Genomic DNA, 24,879 nt, shown 5'->3' with positions numbered 1-24,879 from the left:
ATAAACACACAGAATGAAAAAAGCGAATTTCCTATTTATCGTACTAGCCCTTGCCGCCATGAACTCAATGGCACAAACCAAAAAAACTGTCTCTCCCGAACAGGCAAAAATGAATTCATTTATATCAGGCTTGATGGCTAAAATGACGATAGATGAAAAAATTGGCCAGTTAAATTTGGTTACAGGTGGCGAAGCAACAACAGGATCAACCGTAAGTACGGATGTTGAATCTAAAATTGCAAAAGGGAATGTTGGTGGTATTTTCAGTATGACTACCCCAGAAAAGATTAGAAAAACACAAGAAGTGGCGATGAAAAGTCGTTTAAAAATTCCATTGATTTTTGGTCAGGATGTTATTCATGGTTACAAAACCACATTTCCTATTCCTTTGGCTTTAGCAGCCAGCTGGGATATGCCTCTTATCCAAAATACGGCTCGTATTGCAGCAACAGAAGCGAGTGCTGATGGTATAAACTGGACATTTTCGCCTATGGTGGATGTTTCTCGTGATGCCAGATGGGGAAGAATATCCGAAGGTAGTGGTGAAGATACTTTCTTAGGATCAGAAATTGCCAAAGTAATGGTTAAGGGTTACCAAGGTGATGATTTGAAAAAAATTAATACCATTATGGCTTGTGTTAAGCATTTTGCACTTTATGGAGCGGCAGAATCTGGTCGTGATTATAACACAACAGATATGAGCTTAGATAGAATGTACAACGATTATTTGCCACCATATAAGGCTGCCTTAGATGCAGGCGCCGGCAGTATAATGGTTTCTTTTAATGATATTAATGGCGTTCCTGCTACTGCAAACAAATGGTTATTAACCGATCTTTTACGTAAACAATGGGGTTTTAATGGCTTTGTTGTTTCTGATTACACAGGTGTTAGCGAATTAATTGAACATGGCTTAGGCGATCTTCAAACGGTATCTGCAAAATCATTAGCAGCCGGTAATGATATGGATATGGTAAGCGAAGGTTTTTTAACCACACTTAAAAAGTCATTACAAGAAGGAAAGGTAACTATTGCACAAATTAATAATTCTTGTCGTTTAATTTTAGAAGCGAAATATAAATTAGGTCTGTTTGATGATCCTTACAGATATTGCAATAACGAGCGTGCTAAAAATGAAATTTTAACACCTGCGAACTTAAAGGCAGCAAGAGAAGCGGCAACCCAAAGTTTTGTTCTTTTGAAAAATGAAAACAAAACCCTTCCATTAAAAAAATCTGGTACGGTTGCATTGGTTGGTCCTTTGGCAAATACCAGAGCCAATATGCCAGGTACCTGGAGTGTAAATGCAGATTTAGTTAATACGCCCTCGTTATTAGAAGGATTGCAAAACGTAGTAGGCGATAAAGTTAAAATTATCCATGCTTTAGGGGCCAACTTAACTGCTGATGCAACATTGCAAACCAACTCTACCATGTTTGGGCGTGATATTCCAAGAGATAACAGACCAGAGGAAGAAATTATTGCCGAGGCTGTAAAAGCAGCTAAAAATGCTGATGTTGTAGTTGCTGCTTTAGGCGAAAGTTCGGAAATGAGTGGCGAAAGCTCAAGCCGTACGGATATTGGTATTCCTGAAACACAAAAAAAATTACTTGCTGCTTTATTAAAAACAGGTAAACCTGTCGTGTTGGTATTGTTTACCGGCAGACCATTAGCCATTAAATGGGAAAGTGAAAATGTACCTGCAATTTTAAATGTTTGGTTCGGCGGCGTTCAAGCAGCAAATGCAATTGGCGATGTATTATTTGGCGATGTTAATCCATCAGGAAAACTTCCTGTTACTTTCCCTCAAAATGTTGGTCAGGTGCCAATTTACTATAGTCACAAAAATACTGGCAGACCTTTAGCTGAAGGAAAATGGTTTACTAAATTTCGTTCAAACTATTTAGATGTAAGCAACGATCCACTTTATCCTTTTGGATACGGTTTAAGTTACACCACATTTACCTATAGCGATATTAAATTAAGCTCAAATACTTTAACAAAAGGAAAATCTATTACTGCAACTATTACACTTACCAACAATGGCAGCGTAGAAGGAAAAGAAGTTGTTCAGCTTTATACAAGAGATTTAGTTGGAAGCAGCACACGCCCGGTTAAAGAATTAAAAGGTTTCAAGAAAATTAGCCTAAAACCAGGAGAAAGCAAAGAAGTAAGCTTTAACATTTCAGAAAATGATCTTAAATTTTATAATTCAGATTTGAAATATGTAGCTGAGCCCGGAGATTTTAAACTGTTTATAGGTTCTAATTCTCACGATGTTAAAGAGATTGGTTTCACTTTAAAATAAAAAAATTATACAGCCCATAAGCCCCGGTCTATTGTTTAATAGCCGGGGTTTTATATTTTTGCTCTATGAAGAAGTTATCCCTAACAATTGCAGTACTTCTATTTGTGCTTTTTTCTAAAGCTCAGGATTTTAAAAAATATGATAAAGGAAGTTTTATAAAAGGAAAAGATTCTATTTATTACAGAATTCTTTTTCCTGAAAACTTCGATGCATCTAAAAAGTACCCTATTGTTTTCTTTCTACATGGAAGCGGTGAACGTGGAAATGACAATGAGAAACAATTAGTTCATGGTGGTAAATTATTTTTAAAAGACGATTTACGTAAAAAATTTCCAGCTATTGTTGTTTTCCCCCAATGCCCTGCAAATGATTTTTGGGCTAATGCCAATTTCAATACAAGTGCAAGTGGAAAAAGAAAAATCAGCTTTGTTGAAGGTGGTAAACCAACCAAAGTTATGCATGCATTAACTCGCATGGTGAAAGATTTTTTAAGAAAACCTTATGTAAATAGAGAGCAGGTGTATATTGGAGGCCTTTCTATGGGTGGTATGGGAACTTTTGAACTGTTAAGACGTAAACGCCATACATTTGCCGCCGCATTTTCTATTTGTGGTGGAGATAATACCAATAATATTAAGAAATATCAAACCGTGCCTTTGTGGATTTTTCATGGTGCTAAGGATGATGTAGTTGATCCAGCATTTTCTATTGCAATTTCCGAACGATTAAAAACAGTAGGTGACGAAGTTAAATTTAGCCTTTATCCAAAAGATAACCACAACAGTTGGGATAGTGCTTTTGCAGAACCAGAATTATTGCCTTGGTTATTTTCTCATAAAAAAAATTAATTATTTCTAACGTATTTGCCAGGAATCACTTGGTAAACGGTCGCAATTGACTTGGTAATAGTCACAATTGACTTGGTAACAGTCACAATTGACTTGGTAACGGTCGCAATTGACTTGGCAAGCCTTCACTAAAGCATCGATAATACACCCGTCATTGCGAGGCACGAAGCAATCTTTCTGATAATACACACCTACCGAAAGCGTCCCGCTTGTGGTCGTCAGTTTTAATTAATGAGTCATAATTATGGGTACCTAGGCTTAGCATGCGGCCACAAGCGAGATGCTTGCGATAGCTATTGGATAACACTCAAATTAAATCTAATTAGCAGCGGCATCCCCGATTTTTTCTATCGGGATACAGCGGAAAGTAGGGACAAATTCTAATAAGAACCACAGGTTTTGCTTTCCAAAAAACGTAAAATAAATATTTGGAAATGAACGGACACAGACATTTGGCTGGATGAAGTCCCGCTCCCGTTACTGTCCCGATACAAAATCGGGGGCATTCACTAAATCGGGTTTATAAACAGCAGATTAATGCCTCATTTCTTTTAAGCGAATAAACAACAAACCGCTTCTCTTTTTTGAGAAACGGTTTGTTAAGATATATAATAAATCCTTTATAGAATTTAAAGTAATACTAATTAGCAATTAGAGTTAGATTACGTTTATAAAACAAATTAGATATAGCTGAATACCTTGATAAATCAGCGCCTTTAACATCATAATACATCACAAATTTATAAGCATTATCCTTTACATATTTTGCTGTTTCAGTTCCTGATTTCTCATCATTAAGTCCATCGCTAAAATCTATCCCCAATCCAAGTCTTGCTTTAGTCATTCCTGCAGTTTCATAATCACTTAATCTGTATTCATAAGCCGAACTTTGATACGTCATTTCCCATCCATAATCTAACAGATCTGAAAGAGCATACTTTTTTTTATCAACTGTAATAGAAGCATCAAAATCTTCGCTATCATCATACAGTGCCTTTGCAGTAATTAATACTTTTCCAGGATGTAGGAGATCTTCAGCTTTCCAAAGTTTTTTCAATTCATATAAAACTCTTAAAATAGATTCTTTATAAGTTGTACCGGTGTAGTTTGCCCATTCTTCATCAATATCAATTCCATCGTACTGATAAAGCTTAATAGACTCATTAATTTGTTTGGCAAACTTGAGGGCTTTATCCTGGGTATCAAAACTTTTCCAGCCAGCATTTTCATGATCTGGAATAATATTCATTAAAACTGTGGTACCTGTAGCTTTCAAGTCTAAAATATCCTTTTTCAGTTCATTATTCATAGTTAAAGAATATCTTCCTGCATCGCCAGTTGTAGTTTTAACAGCGCTAGAATTATAAAGATCGCCTGAGCTTAATGCTTTTGCCGATGGTGAGAAACTTGAAGAAGAACTCCATTCTTTATATGCGAGCACATAATCTCCTAAATCAGTTCCTGTTTCTCCTCTAAGTTTTTTCGATTTTGCGGGTATTATCTTCGCCGATTCAAATACAATAGCGATATCAAAGAAATTTTGAGCAGTTTTTGTTTTTTGCTCATCTTTAGTAAGTTCAAATTTAAACTTGTTAATATCTGTAATGCGACCAGAATTTACTTTTGCGTAGGCAACATGTTTCACCTTATCATCCTTTACAATAAGGATTTTATTAGCAACGTCTAAACCATTTCTACTGTTTATGTGGCCATTTTCCGTTGTAGGTTCTTCGGTTTTTTTACAGGCATAAAAAGATAAAGAAAGGGCTAATAACAATGAGCCCGATAATAGTTGTTTTTTCATTGGTTTGTTTTTTTGGTTATGTATATAGAAATTTTAATTAATAGCACAAGTTATATAGGTTGTGGTGCAGTGAGCAGACAAATCAGCGCTTGAACAGCTTTTCTGTTTCAGGAGTTTTGGCTTTCGCCTAGATGGATGATCTAAAAAATAGGTGAACAATGGCTCATACCAATGCTTATTTTTTTTTAATAACACACTTAATAAGGATTATTGATTATGGTAAATATTTGGTTTAAATAAAGGTGAACTTTATAGGGGAGTTTATAAAATTTTCACAATCACATAAAAATGTGATGTGTATTTAGGTACCAGTTCACTTTTTATAATGCTATACCATTGGTTGGTAGGGGCAATTATTAGGAGAGAAAAAGACATAAAAAAAGGCTTAAAGAACAAGTTCTTTAAGCCTTTTTTTATTTTATAACGTTTAAAATTTATTCCGCCATATTGTGATAAACCGCTTGAACGTCATCATCCTCTTCAAGCTTATCAATTAATTTTAATACATCAGCTGCCTGCTCTTCAGTTACCTCGTGGTGAGAAAGTGCAATGCGCTCTAGTTTTGAACTTTTTAATTCAATTCCTTTTTCTTCCAATGCTTTTTGTAAAGAACCGAAGTTTTCAAAAGCACCTTGAGCTACAGCAATATCATTTCCTTCTTCATCAGCCTCAACATATAATTCTTCTAAACCGGCATCAATTAATTCAAATTCCAGTTCTTCCAAATCTAAACCTTCAGCAGGTACAAAGCGAAAAATAGATTTACGGTTAAAAACAAAATCCAATGAACCTGTTTTACCCAAAGAACCATCAGTTTTATTAAAGTAACTACGCACGTTTGCTACAGTACGATTGGTATTATCTGTGGCCGTTTCTATTAAAACAGCAACACCATGAGGCGCGTAACCTTCGTAAACAATTTCTTCGTAGTTAGCCATTGATTTGTCGGATGCACGTTTAATTGCAGCCTCAACCCTATCTTTTGGCATATTTACAGCCTTAGCATTTTGCATAGCCGTACGTAAACGAGAGTTGGTTTCAGGATGAGGTCCTGATTCCTTAACAGCCATTACGATATCTTTACCAATACGCGTAAACTGGACTGCCATTTTAGCCCAACGCTTAAATTTTCTCTCTTTTCTAAATTCGAATGCTCTTCCCATTTTTTTAGTATTGAGATATGAGATGTGAGATAGAGACCTTATGCCATCAATCTTAAACCTCTCTATCTTTATATTATTTTTTTAAATTTTTTAACATATCTATTGTAAGCTTCGACAAATCGAACTCGGGTTTCCAGTTCCAATCCTTTGTAGCATAACTATCATCAATAGAACGTGGCCAACTGTTTGCAATTTGCTGACGAGGATCGTTATCGGTGTAAGTTAATTTAAAATCTGGAATATGCTTTCTGATTTCGCTTGCTAAAACTTCAGGAGTAAAGTTTACACCGCCAAAATTATAACTACTTCTAACACTAATTTTATCAGCAGGCGCATCCATCAATTCAATAGTTCCTCTAATTGCATCATCCATATACATCATAGGCAATTCAGTTTCTGCATTTAAAAAGCTTTGGTAGCTTCCTTTTTTTAATGCATCATGAAAAATGTGAATGGCATAATCAGTTGTTCCACCACCTGGAGCGGCTTTCCAGCTAATTAAACCTGGGTATCGGATACTACGAACATCCAAGCCATATTTTTGATGATAATATTCGCACCAACGCTCACCAGCTAACTTACTAATTCCGTAAACGGTATTAGGGTCCATAATACAATATTGTGGCGTATTATCCTTAGGAGAATTTGGTCCGAAAACGGCAATTGAGCTTGGCCAGTATACTTTAGCTGTTTTATATTCTAAGGCTAAATCCAAAACATTCAATAAACCATTCATGTTTAAATCCCAGGCAAGCTTAGGATTTTGTTCGCCTGTGGCAGATAATAATGCAGCAAGTAAATAAACTTGTGTTGGTTTATATTTTTGGAAAATACCGTTGATGATATCTTTTTCCAAAACGTTTACAAATTCAAATGGTCCCGCATTTTTAATGTCATAATCAGGCCTGCGGATATCGCATGCAATTACATTATCATCGCCATGGATTTTACGCAACATGGTTACCAACTCTGTACCTATTTGCCCGTTGGAGCCTAAAACAACTATTTTTTCCTGCATATTTTATCGAAATTTAGCAAAGGTAAAAAAATGAGGTAAAAAGAAACACAAATTATTTATTCTTTATTCTGCTTTTAAAAAAACCGGGTAACAAGCTGTTCTTTAAGGAGAAAAACCGCAGCATTTTATAAAGCTATGTTGATCTATAAAATAAATAAATCGTTACATTTACTATACGAAACATATCTATAACCAATAATGACCCTTCTTGTTGAGCCACAAGATTCTGCTGATTTAATTAATCGCCTTAAAACTGGCGATAAAGGGGCTTATGAAAAAATTTATTTTCTATTCAGTAAGTCACTACTTTCTGCGGCTTATAAAAAAACCGGCGATAAGATAATTGCTGAAGAACTGGTTCAAAATATATTTATTTCTCTTTGGGAAAAAAGACTAAGTGCCGAAATACAAAACCTGCAATCCTATTTATTTGGTTCTTTAAAGTTTAGTGTAATAAACCACATCCGTAAACAAGTGATGGAAAATAAATACATTGAATATAAAAATCTTAATTATAGCGAAAACCATCAGGATACAGCCAATATTGTTAGTTTAAATGACTTATCAGGACTTATTGAAGAGGGAATAAATTCTTTACCTGAAAAAACACAAGAGGTTTTTAGGCTGAGCAGATATGAACACCAAACTACAAAAGATATTTCTGCTGAATTAAACATTTCTGAAAAGGCTGTAGAATACCACATCACAAGATCATTAAAGCGTATAAAGCTATACATCAAAAACTTCTATTCTTTTTTATAACTCATTATCAACTAGTTGTAAAATATTTAAATTTATTTTACCTTTCTGTTTAGGGTTTATAGCTGGTTGCGTTACCTGTATATAATTGCGCCAAATATATCTTTATGAACCAACAATCGTTTATCGATCTGCTAACCCGTTATGAGGAGGGAAATTGTACAGAAAGTGAAAAGCTTTTTGTAAATAAATGGTATGATCTTCTGGGAGACAAAAATATCAATCAGCTATCAGCTACAGAGCTTGATGAAATGAGCAATAGAGTTTGGGCCAATTTAGAAACCGAAAGATACCTGCCTGTCAAAAAAATTAGTTTAAAACGTACTTGGGTTAAAGTAGCCATTGCGGCATCTATAACTGTCGCATTTTTAATTGCTGGTTTATATGCTATCAATTATAATCATGCACAACATTCGTTTATAGATGAAAACAGTGGTTTAACTTTAATTACTGAAAAGAATAATAGCAACCATAACATTATTGTAAACCTGCCAGATTATAGTACAATTACACTTGCACCAAAGGCGAGTATTATTTATCCGAAGGTTTTCGCAGTTGATAAAAGAAACGTTTACCTAAATGGTAATGCCTTTTTTGCGGTAAGTAAAAACCCAGCGAAACCATTTTATGTGTATAACCAGCACTTAGTTGTTCGGGTTTTAGGTACCAGTTTTTTTATTAGAGAATGTGGAGATAAAGGCCCAGCTCAAGTTTCGGTAAGAACGGGTAAAGTTCAGGTAGATGAGAATATAAAAAGTAAACTTATTGACTTAGAAACTCATAAGATTGCAAAAACAATATTACTTACACCAAATCAAAAAGGAATTTTTAGCAAACATCAGTTAAATAAAACGCTGGTAGAAAAGCCTATTCCACTTGCGGTAGCCTATAATATTCCGAACAGCATTAGCTACAACTTTAAAGAAGAACGGTTGAGAGATATTTTTAAAACATTAACAGAAGCCTACGGTATAGAAATTAAAACTGAAAATGAGCAGTTATTAGACTATACATTTACAGGTGATTTAAGTAAAAAAGGGCTTTACGATCAGCTTAGCTTGATTTGCGGCTCTATTTCGGGCAAATATTCAATTAACGGAACCAACATCATGGTTTCAAACCACAACTAACCAAAATATATAAATTATGAAGCAACAAACCATCTCAAACAGTCCTTAGCCACAGGCTAACACACCTAATATATTCTTGAAAAAACAAAGCCGACAATGTGGGGCATTGCCGGCGAGTTAAATACATTAAGAATGTATTCGGGTATTTCTATGTCCAATAAATCCTATCATTTAATGAACAATAACCAAATTTATGAAAAAAAAACTACTTATTTCCCTGGCTCTATATGCAATGAGAAATTCGATCTACCAGATATTAGCAATTACCATATTTACCTGTAGCGCATTGGCTAAAGATGCAAAAGCACAGGATTTTCTTAATAAACAAATCTCAATTAAAGCAGAACAAATTGATATTAAAACCATTATAGATAAAGCCAGTAATATGGCAAGTGTACAATTTGTGTATAGCCCACAATTAATTAATTCTAACAGGAAAGTATCTATCAATGTTGTAAATCAAAAACTCAAGTACTTTTTAGATAATTCCTTAAAAAAATATGATGTAGGTTATCGCATAGTAAAAGATCAGATTTTACTTTATTCCATTCCGGCCAACAACAATTTAGAACTATTAAAAGCTTTTGATGGCGTAGTTACGGGTAAAGTAAGCGATAGTAAAGGCAATCCTCTACCTGGTGTATCCGTTACGGTAAAAGGTAAAACCATAGGAACCACCACAGATTTAAATGGTAATTTTGCTTTAAAGGGCTTAACAGTAGATAGTCGCATTATTGTGCTTACTTACGTTGGCTTTATTTCAAAAGAAGTTACTTTATCACCAGGCAATGCCGATGAAAATTTAAACATCAGCTTATCAGAAGATGCCTTACAGCTGGAAGGTGTTATGGTAACGGGTGGTAATCCGAAGAAAAAACTAGAAAGTAGTGTTGCCCTAACTTCGGTAAGCAACCAGGATATTACAAACCGTGCACCTTTAAATAGCACCGATTTACTAAAAGCTATACCAGGTTTAACTGTAGAAAGTACTGGTGGCGATGGACCAGGGAATGTTTGGGTAAGGGGATTTCCACAGCAGGGAGGCTATATTTTCTTAGGGATACAAGAAGATGGCTTGCCACTTTTACCAACAGGTTTTAATACAAACCCTTCGGTAGATCAATATTATAAAACAGATTTAACCATCCAAAATATTGAGGCAGTAAGAGGTGGAAATGCTTCAATAATCCAAGCAAATACACCTGGCGCAGTGGTAAATAACATTAGCTACGTGGGCGCCGACAAGCAATATGGACAGGTTAAATTTACCAGCGGACTTTCTCAGGGTTTATATCGTTTTGATGGAAATACAGGTGGCAAAATAAACGATTTAATTAAATATAACATAGGTGGTTTTTACAGGACAGATAAAGGTGTAGTAGATCAAGGTTTTTCGCCAGCAAACCAGGGTGGGCAAATTAAAGGAAACATGACATTTAACTTTAAAAACAATAAAGGCTTTATCAGGGTTTACGGAAAATACCTGAATGATAAAGTACAGTTTTTACTAACAAGTTACTATCCATACGATGGAACTGGGAAACCAAGAACTTATGGCAGTTACGATATGGTAAGTCAATCTATTGTTCCATTGCAAACAGAGTGGAGCTATACCGATCCGGTAGGAAGCAGTCATAATTTTAGCCTAAAGGATGGTATTCACACTAAATTAGGTTCTGCTGGCTTTCAGTTTAACTATATGACAGATGGTGGATGGCAGATTGTAAATAATTTCCGCTATCAAAACACGCACACCAACAGTACATACACAGTGCCAAGCGGTATTGCCGCCAGAACTGCTGCTACACCATATTATTATCCTGGTGGCGCTGTTGCTCCTTTCAATGCTGGCGATCAGGTTATCACTTCTTCAGCCAATGCACAAATGAATAGCGACGTACAAGTTGTAGATTATCTTGACTTGAAAAAAACCTTCGAAAAACATAGTTTAAGTTTAGGTTTAGGCATCCACCAGTACAATCGTGATGATTTAAGATATGCTTTCAGAAGTTTTTCTGAATTTAAAGAGCATCCAAGTATTATATTGCAAAGCCCAACTGCTGCAGAAAGAACCATTCAAACTAAAAATACCTTTATTGGCGATACCAGAACATTATCGGCCTATGCCAGCGACGAAATTAAAATCAGCGATCAATGGCGTTTGGATATTGGAGCGAGGATAGATAACCAGAATGTTAAAGGCAAAAGACCATTTTACGCTTTAACTGCCAACGGTACCCCAAATATAACAGCAGCATCTACAGCAACCATTTTGGGCTATACAGATTATAATGAAACTTTAACCAATTGGTCTGCCTCAATAGGTGCAAATTATAAAATCAACGCTACAGCAAGTATTTTCGCTCGTGCAACCAAAGCTTACAACGCACCAAACATTGGCGATTATAATGCATCAGCCTATAACCCTGCCAACATTAAAAAGCGCCCGGTTTATTTAGGAGAAATTGGTTTTAAATATGCTAAAAACAACCTGGCCATTTTTGCATCAGGAAGTTATTCTGCCATAAAAAACACCTCTTTAACAATCAATGTTCCTACAACAACAGCTGGAACACAATCGCTAGTTGCTTTTGGATCGACTAGAACGTGGAGCGCAGAGTACGAGATTTCTTATAAAGTATTTAAACCACTTAGTTTAAGGCTTACCGGAACTTTACAGGATTCTAAATATACAGATTACACTGCTTCTACCCGCACAAACTCTGCCGTATTAGCCGAGTTTGGAGATAAAGACTACAGCTTTACAGGCAACAGAACCGAAAGAGTGCCAGTACTGAACACAGAACTTGGCGCAAATTATGATTATAAAAAAGTAAACTTGTATGTATCTGCAACCTACGTAGGCAGTCGATTTACCTCTCCAAGCGACAGCTATAAACTACCCGCATACGTAGTAATGAAAGCGGGTGCAGGTTATAACTTTACTAAACAGGTAGCCATTAGGTTTTGGGCAGATAACTTATTAAATGCAAGGGTACTTACCGAAGGTGATGTTCGCGGCGATCAGTTTAGAGATTTCTCTAAAGTAACGCCAGGCACATTAATGATTGGAAGAACCTTACTTCAACGCACTTTCTGGGGATCATTATCTTATTCATTTTAATAACAAAGCCAGCGTTTAATAGCGCTGGCTTTTTAATTTAACAACATGACAAATAGAAGAACATTTTTGCAAAGAGCAGGTGTAGCTGCAGCAGCAGCGTTTTTAAGCCCATCTATAATTACTTCAGCGTTAGCCAATAACAGCAACCTTAAAATTTCTAAAATTGGGATTCAACTGTTTACTTTAAGAGAACAGTTAACAGCAAATGTAACTGAAACCATTACCAAAGTAGCCAAAATTGGTTATAACCAGGTAGAAACCTACTATGGCTATCCAGGGAAATACGAAGTAAAGGGCTTTTGGGGCTTGGAAGCGAAGGATTTTAACGCCTTGTTGCAATCAAATAATTTAACCTCCCCAAGCGGGCATTACAATACAACAGAATTCTTAATCAGCGGTGATGATAAACTTTTGAAACAATACATTGAAACCGCAGCAACAGTTGGGCAAAAATATTTCATCATTCCTGCCCTGCCTCCCAATGTAAGAACAGCGGGAACAGTGGATGATTATAAAAAAATGGCTTCCAAGTTTAATACAGCGGCAGAACTATGCCGAAAATCAGGCTTAAAATTGGGTTACCATAACCACAACTTTGAATTTAAAGACCAAGGTGGTGGACAAACAGGATACGATATTTTACTTAAAGAAACTGATCCAAAACTAGTTAGCTTTGAGCTTGATTTATTTTGGGCGGTTAATGCCGGATTAGATCCTATTGAAATGTTTAAAAAGAACCCTGGTCGTTATAACCTTTTTCATGTAAAGGATATGGATAAGCAAGACAAAACTATTTTTGCTGAAGTAGGATCAGGAAGAATAGATTTCAAAAGCATTTTTGCCCAGGCTAAACTTGCCGGATTGGATTATATTTTTACCGAGCAGGATGTAATTAAAAAGGACCCTTACCAAAGTATTTCAGAGAGTTATAACTACATAAAAAATAATCTGATTTAGGTATTTTACACGGCTGAAAATTCATCATTGTTGCTATGTTGCTATTTTATAAGGTACAAATAATCTTAATGTACAATATACACGAAGGATATTAAGAAGTAAAAAACGATTTAGTAATAGCTAAAAGGCAACAAAATCAATTTATTTAGAATAATTCTACGGGGTAACAATCGTATTGCACACTAATAATTTCCCGGTTTTTGCAACCTGTTTCTCCCATATTTTTTCTAATATTACTAATTCAACACATAGATAACCAATATATAAAATCATAAAGACGATGCAAAGAAGAGAAGCACTAAAAAGCGTTGCCTTATTGCTGGGCGGAGCCATCTCAGCAAGCACTATGGGCGTTTTGTTTGAGAGTTTTACCTTGCCCGAAAATGAGAAGAATTTTGTTTCATTTACACCCGAGCAGGAAAAGGTCTTAGCAGAATTTGCTGATATCATTGTTCCAACAACCAAATCATCAGCTGGAGCGAAAGCCGCAGGATTAGGAACTTTTATTCCTATGATGATTAAAGATTGTTATCCTAAGGAGATGCAAACATCATTTGCCAAGGGTTTTGCTGCCTTTGAAGCAAAATCAAACAAAGATTTCGGTAAAAGTTTTGCGCTATTAACCGTTCCTGATCGTGAAAAATTTATGGGAGATGTTAGAACCATAACTCTTGCACAAAAAGAAAATAAAGCTGATGAGAATAAAGACCTCGCCTATTTCTTTATTACCGCAAGAGACTTAACACTTCTAGGTTATTATTCATCAGAAATTGGTTGTACCAAAGCAAGAGAATATGTTCTTATTCCCGGCAGGTACGATGGTAGCGCACCTTTAAAACCAGGTCAAAGATCTTGGGCAACCTAATTAATAATCAACTACAACAAACTTCGAGCAAAACATCATGAATTTAAATACGAATTTAAAAGCAGAAAATACATACGATGCTATTGTTATAGGATCGGGGATTAGTGGCGGCTGGGCTGCAAAAGAATTAACAGAAAAAGGTCTTCGTGTTTTAATGCTTGAAAGAGGCATGAATATAGAACACATTAAAGACTATGATTCTGCCATGAAAAACCCATGGGATATTAAGCACGCAGGGAAATTAACCGAGGAGATGAAAAGAACTCACCCAGTGCAAAAAAGAGATTATCCATATAACGAAGCAACAGAAAAATGGTGGGTAAACGATTTAGAATGCCCGTATACAGAAGATAAACGCTTCGATTGGTATCGTGGTTTTCACGTTGGTGGTAAATCATTAATGTGGGGCCGCCAAAGCTATCGTTTAAGCGATCATAACTTTGAAGATAACGCTAAAGATGGTCACGGAAACGATTGGCCTGTGCGTTATAAAGAATTATCTCCATGGTATGATTACGCCGAGCGCTTTGCCGGTATCAGTGGTCAAAATGAAAACTGGCCAACTTGCCCTGACGGACAATTTTTACCTCCAATGGATTTAAACTGTGTTGAAAAATCAGTTAAAGCCCGCGTAGAAGAGCACTATAAAAGAGAACGTATCATTACCATTGGTCGTGTTGCCAACTTAACGGTACCACATAAAGGTCGTGGAAATTGCCAGTACAGAAATTTATGTAGCCGCGGTTGCCCATTTGGTGCTTATTTCAGCACTCAATCATCAACACTTCCTGCAGCAATGGCAACTAAACGCCTAACACTTAGACCGTATTCAATCGTAAACCATATTATTTACGATAAAAACACTAAAAAAGCTAAAGGTGTAATGGTTATTGATGCCCAAACCAATAAAACAATGGAGTTTTACGCTAAAATTGTTTTCGTTAATGGCTCTACTTTAGGCTCTACATTCATTTTATTAAACTCAACGTCAGAAGCACATCCAAATGGTTTAGGTAATGCCAGCGGACAATTAGGACATAACTTAATGGATCACCATTTCCGCTGTGGCGCATCTGGCGAAGCTGAAGGTTTTGATGATAAATATACTTACGGTCGTCGTGCAAACGGTGTTTATGTACCAAGGTATCAAAATATAGGTAACGATAAACGTGATTATTTACGTGGTTTCGGTTATCAAGGTGGTGCAAGCAGAAGCAACTGGCAAAATGATGTAGCCGAGCTTTCTTTTGGTGCTGATCTTAAAGAAAAAATGACTACCCCAGGAAAATGGTCGATGGGATTAGGTGGTTTCGGTGAAATGTTGCCATACTATGAAAACAAGGTTTACATTGATAAAACCAAAAAAGATAAATGGGGACAACCAGTATTGGCAATTGATTGCGAATACAAAGAAAACGAGAAAAAAATGCGTGTTGATATGATGAACGATGCAGCAGAAATGCTTGAAGCAGCGGGCATGAAAAATATTAAAACGTATGATGCTGGCTGTTATCCAGGTATGGCTATTCACGAAATGGGTACCGCCAGAATGGGCAACGATCCAAAAACATCTGTTTTGAACAAATGGAACCAAATGCACGAAGTAAACAATGTGTTTGTTACCGATGGATCGTGCATGCCTTCTATCGCTTGTCAAAACCCATCATTAACCTTTATGGCGCTTACCGCACGTGCTGCAGATTATGCTGTTAAAGAATTAAAGAAAAAGAATATCTAAAAGGGTGTAAGGTAAAAGGCTTAAGGTGTAAGGTTTTAAATTTTACGCCTTAAGCCTTAAGCCCTAAACCTGATTCCGTATGAATAGAAAATTAAAAATGGGCATGATTGGTGGCGGGAAAAATGCCTTTATAGGCGCCGTTCATCGTATTGCTGCAAATATAGATGGCTTAATCGAGTTACACTGTGGGGCATTTAGCTCCAATGCGGAAACTTCAAAAGCATCTGGTAAAGATTTATTCCTTCCCGAAGATAAATGCTACAGCTCTTATGAAGAAATGATTAAGACTGAAAGTAATCTTCCTATTGGAAAACGCATGGATTTTGTAAGCATCGTTACCCCTAACTTTGCGCATTTTGCACCTGCAATGCTTGCTTTAGAACATGGTTTTAATGTTTTAATCGATAAACCAATGACACTTACCCTTGATGAAGCCAAAAAACTTCAGCAAAAGGTAAACGAAACTGGTTTAATTTTATGCCTTACCCACACTTACTCTGGCTACCCAATGGTGAAACAGGCCCGTAAAATGGTTGCCGACCAACTTTTTGGAAAAATAAGAAAGGTAATGGTAGAATATCCTCAGGGCTGGCTAAGTACCTTATCAGAAAAAGATGATAATAAACAGGCCGCATGGCGAACCGATCCATCAAAAAGTGGCATTAGTGGCTGCATGGGCGATATTGGTACTCATGCTGCGCAACTTGCTGAATACATTTCTGGATTAAAAATTTCGAAACTTTGCGCTGACATCAACATTGTTGTAGAAGGCAGGCAGCTGGATGATGATGGCAATGTGTTGTTAAAATTTGACAACGGTGCTAACGGAATTCTTGTGGCTTCGCAAATTGCTGCAGGTGAAGAAAATGCATTAAAAATTAAAGTTTATGGTGAAAAAGGTGGTTTGGAATGGCATCAAATGGAACCTAACACTTTATTGGTAAAGTGGCTTGATGCACCCACACAAATTTATCGTACAGGTGGTGGTTATCTAAATCAGGTTGCCGCTTTTAACACTCGCACTCCTGGTGGGCACCCTGAGGGTTATTTAGAGGCTTTCGCCAATCTATATAAAAACTTTGCCCTTACTTTATCAGCAAAGCTTGAAGGTAAGGAGGCTACTGCCGAAATGCTTGATTTCCCTGGTGCAGATGATGGTGTGCGTGGAATGGCTTTTATAGAAAATGTAATTGCCTCTGGTAAATCAGATCAAAAATGGTTAGACTTTAAAATCTAAATAAAAATGACAACAATAAAAGGACCAGCGGTATTTCTAGCACAATTTATTAGCGATGAAGCGCCGTTTAATTCCCTTGACAATATATGTAAATGGGCAGCCGGATTAGGCTTTAAAGGCATCCAGATGCCAACTTTAGATCCAAGGTTTATCGATTTACAAAAAGCTGCGGAAAGTAAAACCTATGCAGATGAGTTAAAAGGAACTATTGCTTCTTATGGATTAGAAATTACCGAACTTTCTACCCACTTACAAGGGCAACTAGTTGCAGTACACCCTGCTTATGATGATTTGTTTAATGCCTTTGCACCAAAAGAACTTCATAAAAATCCAAAAGCAAGAACAGAATGGGCAGTACAACAATTAAAATATGCAGCTAAGGCATCACAAAATTTGGGTTTAAATGCTCATGCAACCTTTAGTGGCTCTTTGTTATGGCAATATTTTCATCCATGGCCACAGCGCCCGGCAGGCTTGGTTGAGGAAGGTTTTGCTGAACTTGCTAAACGCTGGACACCAATTTTAAATGAATTTGACCAATGCGGCGTAGATGTTTGTTATGAAATACACCCAGGTGAAGATTTATTTGATGGCGAAACTTATGAAATGTTTCTAAAAGCTGTTAACAATCATCCAAGAGCATGTTTATTATACGATCCATCTCACTTTGTATTGCAACAATTGGATTATATCCAATACATTGATTTTTACCATGAACGCATTAAAGCTTTTCACGTAAAAGATGCTGAATTTAATCCTACTGGTAAACAAGGCACATTTGGCGGGTACCAAAGCTGGGCAAACCGAGCTGGGCGTTATCGTTCGCCAGGCGATGGACAGGTAGATTTTAAAACCATTTTCAGCAAACTTGCCCAATACGATTTTAAGGGCTGGGCAGTAATGGAATGGGAATGTTGCATTAAAAATCAGGAAGATGGTGCCCGCGAAGGATCAGAATTTATAAAAAACCACATTATTAACGTAACTGATAAGGCATTTGATGATTTTGCCGCATCAGGAAGTGATAGCGCTTTCAATAAAAGAATATTAGGATTAAACAATTAACAACACACACAATGAAAAAAACATTTTTAATTTTAGGCGCTGTAGTCATATTCATGGCGTCATTTTCGAAAGCAGATTTAGAGAAAGAGAAAGCAGTTATTGCAACATCAACGTTAAACAGTCACGCATTTCAAATGTCAACTGGCGAAAAATTGATTAATAAATCAGATTGTATCGGTTGCCACAATAAAACAAATAAAATTATCGGTCCTGCATACGTAGAAATCGCAAAGAAATATCCAGCCAATGAAAAAAACATCAACTATCTTGCTGATAAAATCATTAAAGGTGGTACTGGTGTTTGGGGAAGCATGCCGATGACCGCCCACCCTACCGTTAAAAAAGACGACGCTAAATTGATGGTTAAATATATTTTATCATTGAAAAAATAAAACCAGATAACCGATATAAACTTCCCTAATTATGAAAACAGAGCAAGACAATAAAAACACGAGTAACCGACGTGATTTTATTAAAACAAGTGCAATTGCTGCGGCAGCTTTTATGATCGTTCCACGCCATGTTTTAGGTGGAAAAGGATTTTTAGCACCAAGTGATCGCCTTTTAGTTGCTGGAATTGGTGTGGGTGGAAAAGGACAAAGTGATATTGCCATGTTTGCCAAAAGCGGCAAGGCCGATATTGCTTTCTTATGTGATGTAGATGATCGCCGTGCAGCAAATAGTGTAAAAGCTTTTCCGAAGGCAAAATACTATAAAGACTGGCGTGAAATGCTGGATAAAGAACACAAAAATTTTGATGCAGTTTCTGTATCTACACCAGACCATAACCATGCCATCCAAACTTTAGCGGCCATGCAATTGGGCAAACATGTGTATGTACAAAAACCTTTAACGCACGATATTTACGAAGCTCGTATTTTAACTGCCGCAGCAAAAAAATATAAAGTGGTTACTCAAATGGGTAATCAAGGTGCATCTAACGATGGGCCAAGACAAATGAAAGAGTGGTATGAAGCTGGCTTAATTGGTGATGTGCATACAGTTTACGCATGGACAAATCGCCCGGTATGGCCTCAAGGCATTCCTTGGCCAACAACAAAAGCTGAAATACCAAAAGAACTAAATTGGAATTTATGGTTAGGAACAGCGCCAGAGAAGGATTATGTTGATAAACTGGTTCCTTTTAACTGGCGTGGCTGGTGGGATTACGGAACTGGAGCATTAGGAGATATGGGTTGCCATCTAATTGAAGCTCCTTTTAGTGTGTTAAACTTAAAATATGCTAAAGAGGTTGAAGCCAGCGTTGGCTCTGTATATGTTGATGAGTTTAAACGTGGCTATTTCCCTGAAAGTTGCCCCCCATCAAGTCACGTAACATTAAAATTCCCTAAAACTAATAAAACAAAAGGCGATGTAACTTTACATTGGATGGATGGTGGTATACAACCAGAACGTCCTGAAGAATTGGAAGCAAATGAAACTTTTGGTGATGGCGGTAACGGAACTTTATTTATCGGTACAAAAGGTAAAATGATGAGTGAAACCTATAGTGCAAATCCAAAATTATTGCCTTTAAGCAGAAATAAGGATATTAAAGTGCCAGCAAAATACGCCCGTGTTAAAGGCGGTGCGGATGGTCACTACGCTCAATGGGTAGAAGCCGCAATTGCAGGTTATGGCAAACAAGAAGTAAGTTCTCCTTTCGAAATTGCTGGCCCGCTTACCGAAGCTTTATTAATGGCCAACTTAGCCATTAGAAGTTTCGACATTAAAAAATCAGTAAACGGAAAAGATTCTTATCCTGGCAGATACATGAAAATGCTTTGGGATAATGACAACATGAAGATTACCAATTTTGATGAAGCCAACCAATTTGTTAAACGTGAATATCGTAAAGGCTGGAATAATTTAACTCTTTAATTAATAAGCACATTCGTCATTGCGAGGTACGAAGCAATCTTTCCCTAGCATAAAGATTGCTTCGTACCTCGCAATGACGACAAATATGAAAAAAATGAAAAAAATCTTCCTTTCTGCATGCATTCTACTTGCAGTAACTCAAATAACAAAAGCTCAAAAAGGTTTTAAACCTTTATTTGATGGCAAAACTACAACCGGCTGGCATACTTACAACAAAACAACTGTTGGCAGCGCATGGCAGGTACAAGATGGTGCTTTACATTTAGATCCTGCTAAAAAAGGACAAGATGGAGGTGGCGATTTAGTTACCGATAAAGAATATTCTAACTTCCATTTAAAACTAGATTGGAAAGTTGCTCCAAAATCTAACAGCGGTATTATTTTCTTTGTTCACGAAGATCCTAAGTTCCACGCAACTTACTCTACCGGACCAGAAATGCAGGTATTGGATAATGATGGTCACCCAGATGGTAAAATAACCAAACACCGCTCTGGAGATTTATACGATTTAATTAAAAGTTATTCGGAGCCAGTTAAACCAGTTGGCGAATGGAATACTGCAGAAATTATCAGTAAAAATGGTAAATTAACCTTAATATTAAACGGTGTTAAAACGGTTAATACTACACTTTGGGATGAAAACTGGAAAGCTTTAATCGCTGGAAGTAAATTTGCCAAATGGGAAGGTTTTGGAACCTATAAAACTGGAAAAATTGCACTTCAGGATCATGGTGATGAAGTTTGGTTCAAAAACATCCTGATTAAAGAACTATAACTAAGGTAGAAGGTAAAAGGCAGAAGACTGAAGGTTTCCTTTCTTTCGCTTTAATCAAATATTTGAGTTTGAAGGCAGGAAAGCATAAAGTTTACCCACTTTCACATTAACCTTACACCCTATACCTTTAACCTTATATCTTAAATAACCTTATATAAACCAAATGAATAGCACTACTCGCTTTAAACTCTCTGCCATGATGTTCCTAGAATTTTTTATCTGGGGCGCATGGTTTGTTACTTTAGGAGCTTTCTTAAACAATAACTTAAAGGCAACCAATTCCGAAATTGGTTCTGTATTTTCAACTCAATCTTGGGGGGCCATCATTGCTCCATTTATAATTGGCCTTATTGCCGATAGATATTTCAATGCCGAAAGAATTTTAGGTATTTTACACATTATAGGTGCTATTTTGATGTATCAAATGTATAATGCACCAGATGTTGCAGTTTTCTATCCTTATGTTTTAGGCTACATGATTTTATTTATGCCTACTCTGGCATTAGTTAATTCAGTTTCTTTTAACCAAATGAAAGATGCAGAAAAAGAATTTGCAAACATCAGGGTATTCGGTACAATCGGTTGGATCATTGCCGGTTTACTAATCAGCTTTGCATTTCATTGGGATTCACCAGAAGGTATTAAGGCCGGCCTGTTAAAAAGTACATTTTTAATGGCAGGAATAGCTTCCTTAGTACTAGGTTTATTTAGCTTTACGCTACCTGCTACCCCTCCAAAAGTAGCTAAAAACGAAAAAATTAAAATAGGTGATATTTTAGGTTTAGATGCATTAAAATTGTTAAAAGACAAAAATTTTGCAATTTTCTTTATTTCATCAATCCTAATTTGTATTCCCTTAGCTTTTTACTATCAAAATGCAGGTCTTTTCCTTGCAGATATTAAAGTATCCAACCCAACAGGTAAAATGGCAATCGGTCAGGTTTCTGAAGCGTTATTTTTATTAGCTATCCCTGTATTCTTTTCAAAGTATGGTTTTAAGAAAACCATTATAGTAGGTATGTTGGCCTGGGCAGTTCGATATTTGCTATTTGCATATGGCAATGCAGGTAGTTTAAGTTTTATGCTGATTATAGGAATTGCGCTTCATGGCGTTTGCTACGATTTCTTCTTCGTATCAGGTCAGATTTATACCAATTCAAAAGCAGGAGAAAAATTTAAAAGCGCAGCACAAGGAATCATCACTCTGGCCACTTATGGCGTTGGTATGCTTATTGGTTTTAAAGTAGCCGGGTTAATTACTGATATGTATAAAACCGGAGCCGTAACCGATTGGAAAATGGTTTGGATTATCCCTGCAGGTATTGCCGCTGTTGTATTCTTATTATTTGCCGTTTTATTTAATGATAAAACAAAATCAGAATTAAAAGAAGCATAATGGGAACTAATTTAAATAGAAGAACAGCATTAAAAGGAATCCTTGCAGGTACCGCTGCCATAGGTGTTTCTTCAGGCTTTTCTGCATTAGCAATGGATCAACAAGATTTAAATCAACCATCGGCGAAACTAAAAGGAAATATAAATCACTCCGTATGCCGATGGTGCTTTAGTGATTTAGATGTGGATACACTTTGCGTTGAAGCTAAAAAACTAGGCTTAAAAGGTATCGATTTAGTTGGACCAAAAGATTGGCCAACACTTAAAAAACATGGTCTAACCTCTTCTATGTGTAATGGTGCCGAAATTAATTTAGTTGATGGTTTTAATGATACAGCATTTCATGAAACATTAATTAAAAATTATTCAGCCATGATTCCATTGGTTGCTGAGGCTGGGTATAAAAATCTAATCTGTTTTAGTGGCAACAAACGTGGAAAAAGCGATGAAATTGGTTGGAATAACTGCGTACAAGGCTTAAAAAAACTTATGCCACTGGCAGAAAAACACAATGTAGTTTTGGTTATGGAGCTTTTAAACAGCAAGGTTAACCATAAAGATTATCAATGTGATACCACTGCTTGGGGTGTAGAATTGGCTAAACGCCTGGGCTCAGAAAATTTTAAGTTGCTTTATGATATTTATCATATGCAAATTGATGAAGGCAATGTAATTAGCAACATCAAAAATAATCATCAATATATTGCACATTACCACACCGCGGGTGTTCCTGGACGTAATGAAATTGATGAAACACAAGAATTATATTATCCTGCAATAATGAAAGCTATCGCCGAAACGGGCTTTAGTGGATTTGTTGCTCAAGAGTTTATTCCAAAAAACGTAGATAAGTTAGCATCCTTAAAAAAGGCTATATCTATTTGCGACATTTAATATTTTAAAATATGTTATCAAGAAGAAGTTTTTTAATCAATAGCAGTATGGCTGCGGCAGCTGCATTCTTAATTCCTTCATTGGCTTTCGCAGCCGTGAAAAGGAAAGTAGGTTTACAACTTTACTCTTTAAGAGATGAACTTCCTAAAGATGTTAAAGGTACTTTAGAAAAAGTAGCAAAAGCAGGTTTTGGTGAAGTAGAAACTTATGGTTTTTCAATTAAAGATCAATTCTGGGGCCTAACACCAACTCAGTTAAAGAAAATTTTAGATGATAACGGCTTAAAAGCTGTTAGTGGTCATTACGGTTTAGGTTCTTTCCTTGCCGATGGAAATACTGACGAACTTAAAGCTGCAATTGCTGCCGCCAAAGTTTTAAAAAGTGAGTATGTAACCATTCCATGGTTGGATGAGCATATCAGAAAAAGCGCTGAAGATTATAAAAAAATAGCCGAAAGAATTAACATCGCCGGAAAAATGTGCAAGGATGCTGGTTTAAGATTAGCGTATCATAACCACAATTTCGAATTTGAAAAACATGGAGATACTACAGGCTATGAAATTTTATTAAAAAATACGGATAAAAATCTGGTAGATTTTGAATTGGATTTATATTGGGTAGTGCGTTCTGGCAACGATCCAATTAAATTGTTTAAAGAAAACCCAGGTCGTTTTACCATGTGGCATGTTAAGGATATGGACAAAACAAATCCAGCACTTAATGCTGAAGTTGGAACAGGATCTATCGATTTCAAAACTATTTTTGCCGATGCAAAATTATCTGGCATGAAACATTTCTTTGTAGAGCACGAAACCAATTATAAACCAAACCCATTAGGATCGGTTACAGCTAGTTGCACTTATATTAAAAAGAGTTTAATATAACCTTTATTATCGGATGAGCTTTAAAATAAACTCATCCGATACTCCCCTCAGAAACTTAGCTAAGTAAATAGGAATTAGAAGACTATGATCAAGCAATTTATCGAAAATTAAAGCTTCTCTTGGTTTTTACTTAATTTACCAAATTCCTTCGTTAATAAGTTGATTTGTTCAGAGATAGCACCTATTTGTTTTTTTTGCTTCTGAATTTCTTTATCTTTTTCTATTAAATGAAGTGTTAGTTCTTCTATCTTTTTAAGTAATAGCATATTCATTTCACTAAGATTAATGCCATTCTTTTCCATATTCTTTGCTGAAGGTATTTCAGGCAAATGTTTATTAATTTTAATATAATTCTCAACCTCACTAAGGTGCAAAAGTGAATAGTTTTCTTCAAATACGTAGTCTGGTCCAGGTACATTTATATCTACTTTTATCTCTTCTGCATGTATTTTTCCTTTAACAGTCAATTTGGAATCTGGTGTTGTGGTACCGATACCTACATTGCCTCCCATTGTTACGAAGGTTCCATCGGTTTTTAGACCAAAGTATTTTGAAGTCCATAATCCATCTACGCCAAAAAAATTATTAAAACCAGCAATGGAAAACATAACACTCGAATTAGGCAAAGGGCTATTCGAACTGGTAATAACTGTTGCTGCTATTTTGCCATCACTTGCAACCTCTATTCCATGTTGAGGATTTAATGTTCCAATCCCAACATTTCCTCCCATTGTAACAAAGGTTCCATCAGTTTTTATTCCAAAATATTTGGAAGTCCATAGTCCATCTACTCCAAAAAAATTATTAAAACCAGCAGTGGAAGATAAAATACTTGAATTAGGCAAAGGACTATTAGAATTAGTAATAACTGTTGTTGCTATCTTACCCTCGCCTGTAACCTCTATACTATGTTGAGGATTTAGAGTACCTATTCCAACATTACCATTAGTAGGGAAAGTATTTTGTGCAAAACCATTTAGGGAGAATAATGTAAGAGCAAGAAATAGATGTTTTTTTTCCATAATTAATTTTAT

20 protein-coding genes are annotated in these 24,879 nt (G+C 36.2%); 16 read left to right on the top strand and 4 right to left on the bottom strand.

From position 1 onward, the window contains the following. Positions 1-13: 13 nt before the first annotated feature. The gene (gene bglX / locus EHC72_RS01390; protein WP_131535687.1) at positions 14-2,308 is read left to right on the top strand and encodes a beta-glucosidase BglX; all 2,295 of its coding nucleotides are present in this window, start codon (positions 14-16) and stop codon (positions 2,306-2,308) included. A 65-nt stretch (positions 2,309-2,373) separates the two neighbouring features. Further along, a complete protein-coding gene (locus EHC72_RS01385; protein WP_131535686.1) occupies positions 2,374-3,156 on the top strand; it encodes a carboxylesterase family protein in 783 nt (260 codons plus the stop codon). Positions 3,157-3,796: 640 nt separating this feature from the next. Here EHC72_RS01385 and EHC72_RS01380 read toward each other — a convergent pair. From EHC72_RS01380 to EHC72_RS01370, 3 genes are all read right to left on the bottom strand, one after another. After that, positions 3,797-4,960, bottom strand: coding sequence for a glycoside hydrolase family 18 protein (locus EHC72_RS01380; protein ID WP_131535685.1), 1,164 nt, complete (start codon positions 4,958-4,960; stop codon positions 3,797-3,799). Between the two features lie 434 nt (positions 4,961-5,394). After that, on the bottom strand, positions 5,395-6,123 hold the full coding sequence (locus EHC72_RS01375; protein ID WP_025145740.1) for a YebC/PmpR family DNA-binding transcriptional regulator: 729 nt from the start codon (positions 6,121-6,123) through the stop codon (positions 5,395-5,397). 73 nt (positions 6,124-6,196) lie between these two features. Continuing rightward, positions 6,197-7,141 carry an NAD-dependent epimerase/dehydratase family protein gene (locus EHC72_RS01370; protein WP_131535684.1) on the bottom strand — a complete coding sequence of 315 codons (945 nt, stop codon included), beginning with the start codon at positions 7,139-7,141 and terminating at the stop codon, positions 6,197-6,199. A gap of 198 nt (positions 7,142-7,339) precedes the next feature. Here EHC72_RS01370 and EHC72_RS01365 point away from each other — a divergent pair, with 198 nt between their 5' ends. The 14 genes from EHC72_RS01365 (at position 7,340) to EHC72_RS01300 (ending at position 23,845) form a co-directional block, all read left to right on the top strand. After that, entirely contained in the window at positions 7,340-7,903 is a 564-nt protein-coding gene (locus EHC72_RS01365; RefSeq protein WP_131535683.1) for an RNA polymerase sigma factor, read from the top strand. 104 nt (positions 7,904-8,007) lie between these two features. Continuing rightward, positions 8,008-9,030 carry a FecR family protein gene (locus EHC72_RS01360; RefSeq protein WP_131535682.1) on the top strand — a complete coding sequence of 341 codons (1,023 nt, stop codon included), beginning with the start codon at positions 8,008-8,010 and terminating at the stop codon, positions 9,028-9,030. A 193-nt stretch (positions 9,031-9,223) separates the two neighbouring features. After that, on the top strand, positions 9,224-12,154 hold the full coding sequence (locus EHC72_RS01355; RefSeq protein ID WP_131535681.1) for a TonB-dependent receptor domain-containing protein: 2,931 nt from the start codon (positions 9,224-9,226) through the stop codon (positions 12,152-12,154). Positions 12,155-12,199: 45 nt separating this feature from the next. After that, positions 12,200-13,111: a sugar phosphate isomerase/epimerase family protein gene (locus EHC72_RS01350; RefSeq protein ID WP_131535680.1), complete on the top strand. Its 912-nt coding sequence runs from the start codon at positions 12,200-12,202 to the stop codon at positions 13,109-13,111. A 280-nt stretch (positions 13,112-13,391) separates the two neighbouring features. Next, positions 13,392-13,976 (top strand): gluconate 2-dehydrogenase subunit 3 family protein, encoded by a 585-nt coding sequence (locus EHC72_RS01345; protein WP_131535679.1) that lies wholly within the window; start codon positions 13,392-13,394, stop codon positions 13,974-13,976. Positions 13,977-14,013: 37 nt separating this feature from the next. After that, positions 14,014-15,714, top strand: coding sequence for a GMC oxidoreductase (locus tag EHC72_RS01340; RefSeq protein WP_170311703.1), 1,701 nt, complete (start codon positions 14,014-14,016; stop codon positions 15,712-15,714). Between the two features lie 79 nt (positions 15,715-15,793). Next, positions 15,794-16,951 carry a Gfo/Idh/MocA family protein gene (locus EHC72_RS01335; RefSeq protein WP_131535677.1) on the top strand — a complete coding sequence of 386 codons (1,158 nt, stop codon included), beginning with the start codon at positions 15,794-15,796 and terminating at the stop codon, positions 16,949-16,951. A gap of 6 nt (positions 16,952-16,957) precedes the next feature. Then, positions 16,958-18,016, top strand: coding sequence for a sugar phosphate isomerase/epimerase family protein (locus EHC72_RS01330; RefSeq protein ID WP_131535676.1), 1,059 nt, complete (start codon positions 16,958-16,960; stop codon positions 18,014-18,016). Positions 18,017-18,027: 11 nt separating this feature from the next. Next, positions 18,028-18,408, top strand: a complete 381-nt coding sequence (locus EHC72_RS01325) for a c-type cytochrome (RefSeq protein ID WP_131535675.1) — start codon at positions 18,028-18,030, stop codon at positions 18,406-18,408. A 31-nt stretch (positions 18,409-18,439) separates the two neighbouring features. Then, on the top strand, positions 18,440-19,897 hold the full coding sequence (locus EHC72_RS01320) for a Gfo/Idh/MocA family protein (protein ID WP_131535674.1): 1,458 nt from the start codon (positions 18,440-18,442) through the stop codon (positions 19,895-19,897). A gap of 94 nt (positions 19,898-19,991) precedes the next feature. After that, a complete protein-coding gene (locus tag EHC72_RS01315) occupies positions 19,992-20,672 on the top strand; it encodes a 3-keto-disaccharide hydrolase (protein ID WP_131535673.1) in 681 nt (226 codons plus the stop codon). Positions 20,673-20,835: 163 nt separating this feature from the next. After that, positions 20,836-22,068 carry a nucleoside permease gene (locus EHC72_RS01310; protein ID WP_131535672.1) on the top strand — a complete coding sequence of 411 codons (1,233 nt, stop codon included), beginning with the start codon at positions 20,836-20,838 and terminating at the stop codon, positions 22,066-22,068. Continuing rightward, on the top strand, positions 22,068-22,961 hold the full coding sequence (locus EHC72_RS01305) for a hydroxypyruvate isomerase family protein (RefSeq protein WP_131535671.1): 894 nt from the start codon (positions 22,068-22,070) through the stop codon (positions 22,959-22,961). The genes EHC72_RS01310 and EHC72_RS01305 overlap by 1 nt, the downstream gene beginning before the upstream one ends. 11 nt (positions 22,962-22,972) lie before the next feature. Next, a complete protein-coding gene (locus EHC72_RS01300) occupies positions 22,973-23,845 on the top strand; it encodes a sugar phosphate isomerase/epimerase family protein (protein ID WP_131535670.1) in 873 nt (290 codons plus the stop codon). Between the two features lie 107 nt (positions 23,846-23,952). Here the strand turns inward: EHC72_RS01300 and EHC72_RS01295 are convergent, their stop codons facing one another. Next, the gene (locus EHC72_RS01295; RefSeq protein WP_131535669.1) at positions 23,953-24,867 is read right to left on the bottom strand and encodes a tail fiber protein; all 915 of its coding nucleotides are present in this window, start codon (positions 24,865-24,867) and stop codon (positions 23,953-23,955) included. Positions 24,868-24,879 lie beyond the last annotated feature (12 nt).

Origin of the sequence: Pedobacter nototheniae, from assembly GCF_004335085.1 — a bacterium.
Taxonomy (GTDB): domain Bacteria; phylum Bacteroidota; class Bacteroidia; order Sphingobacteriales; family Sphingobacteriaceae; genus Pedobacter; species Pedobacter nototheniae.
The sequence above is the reverse complement of the archived record's forward strand: the minus strand, read 5'-3'. Positions and strand labels throughout refer to the sequence as shown.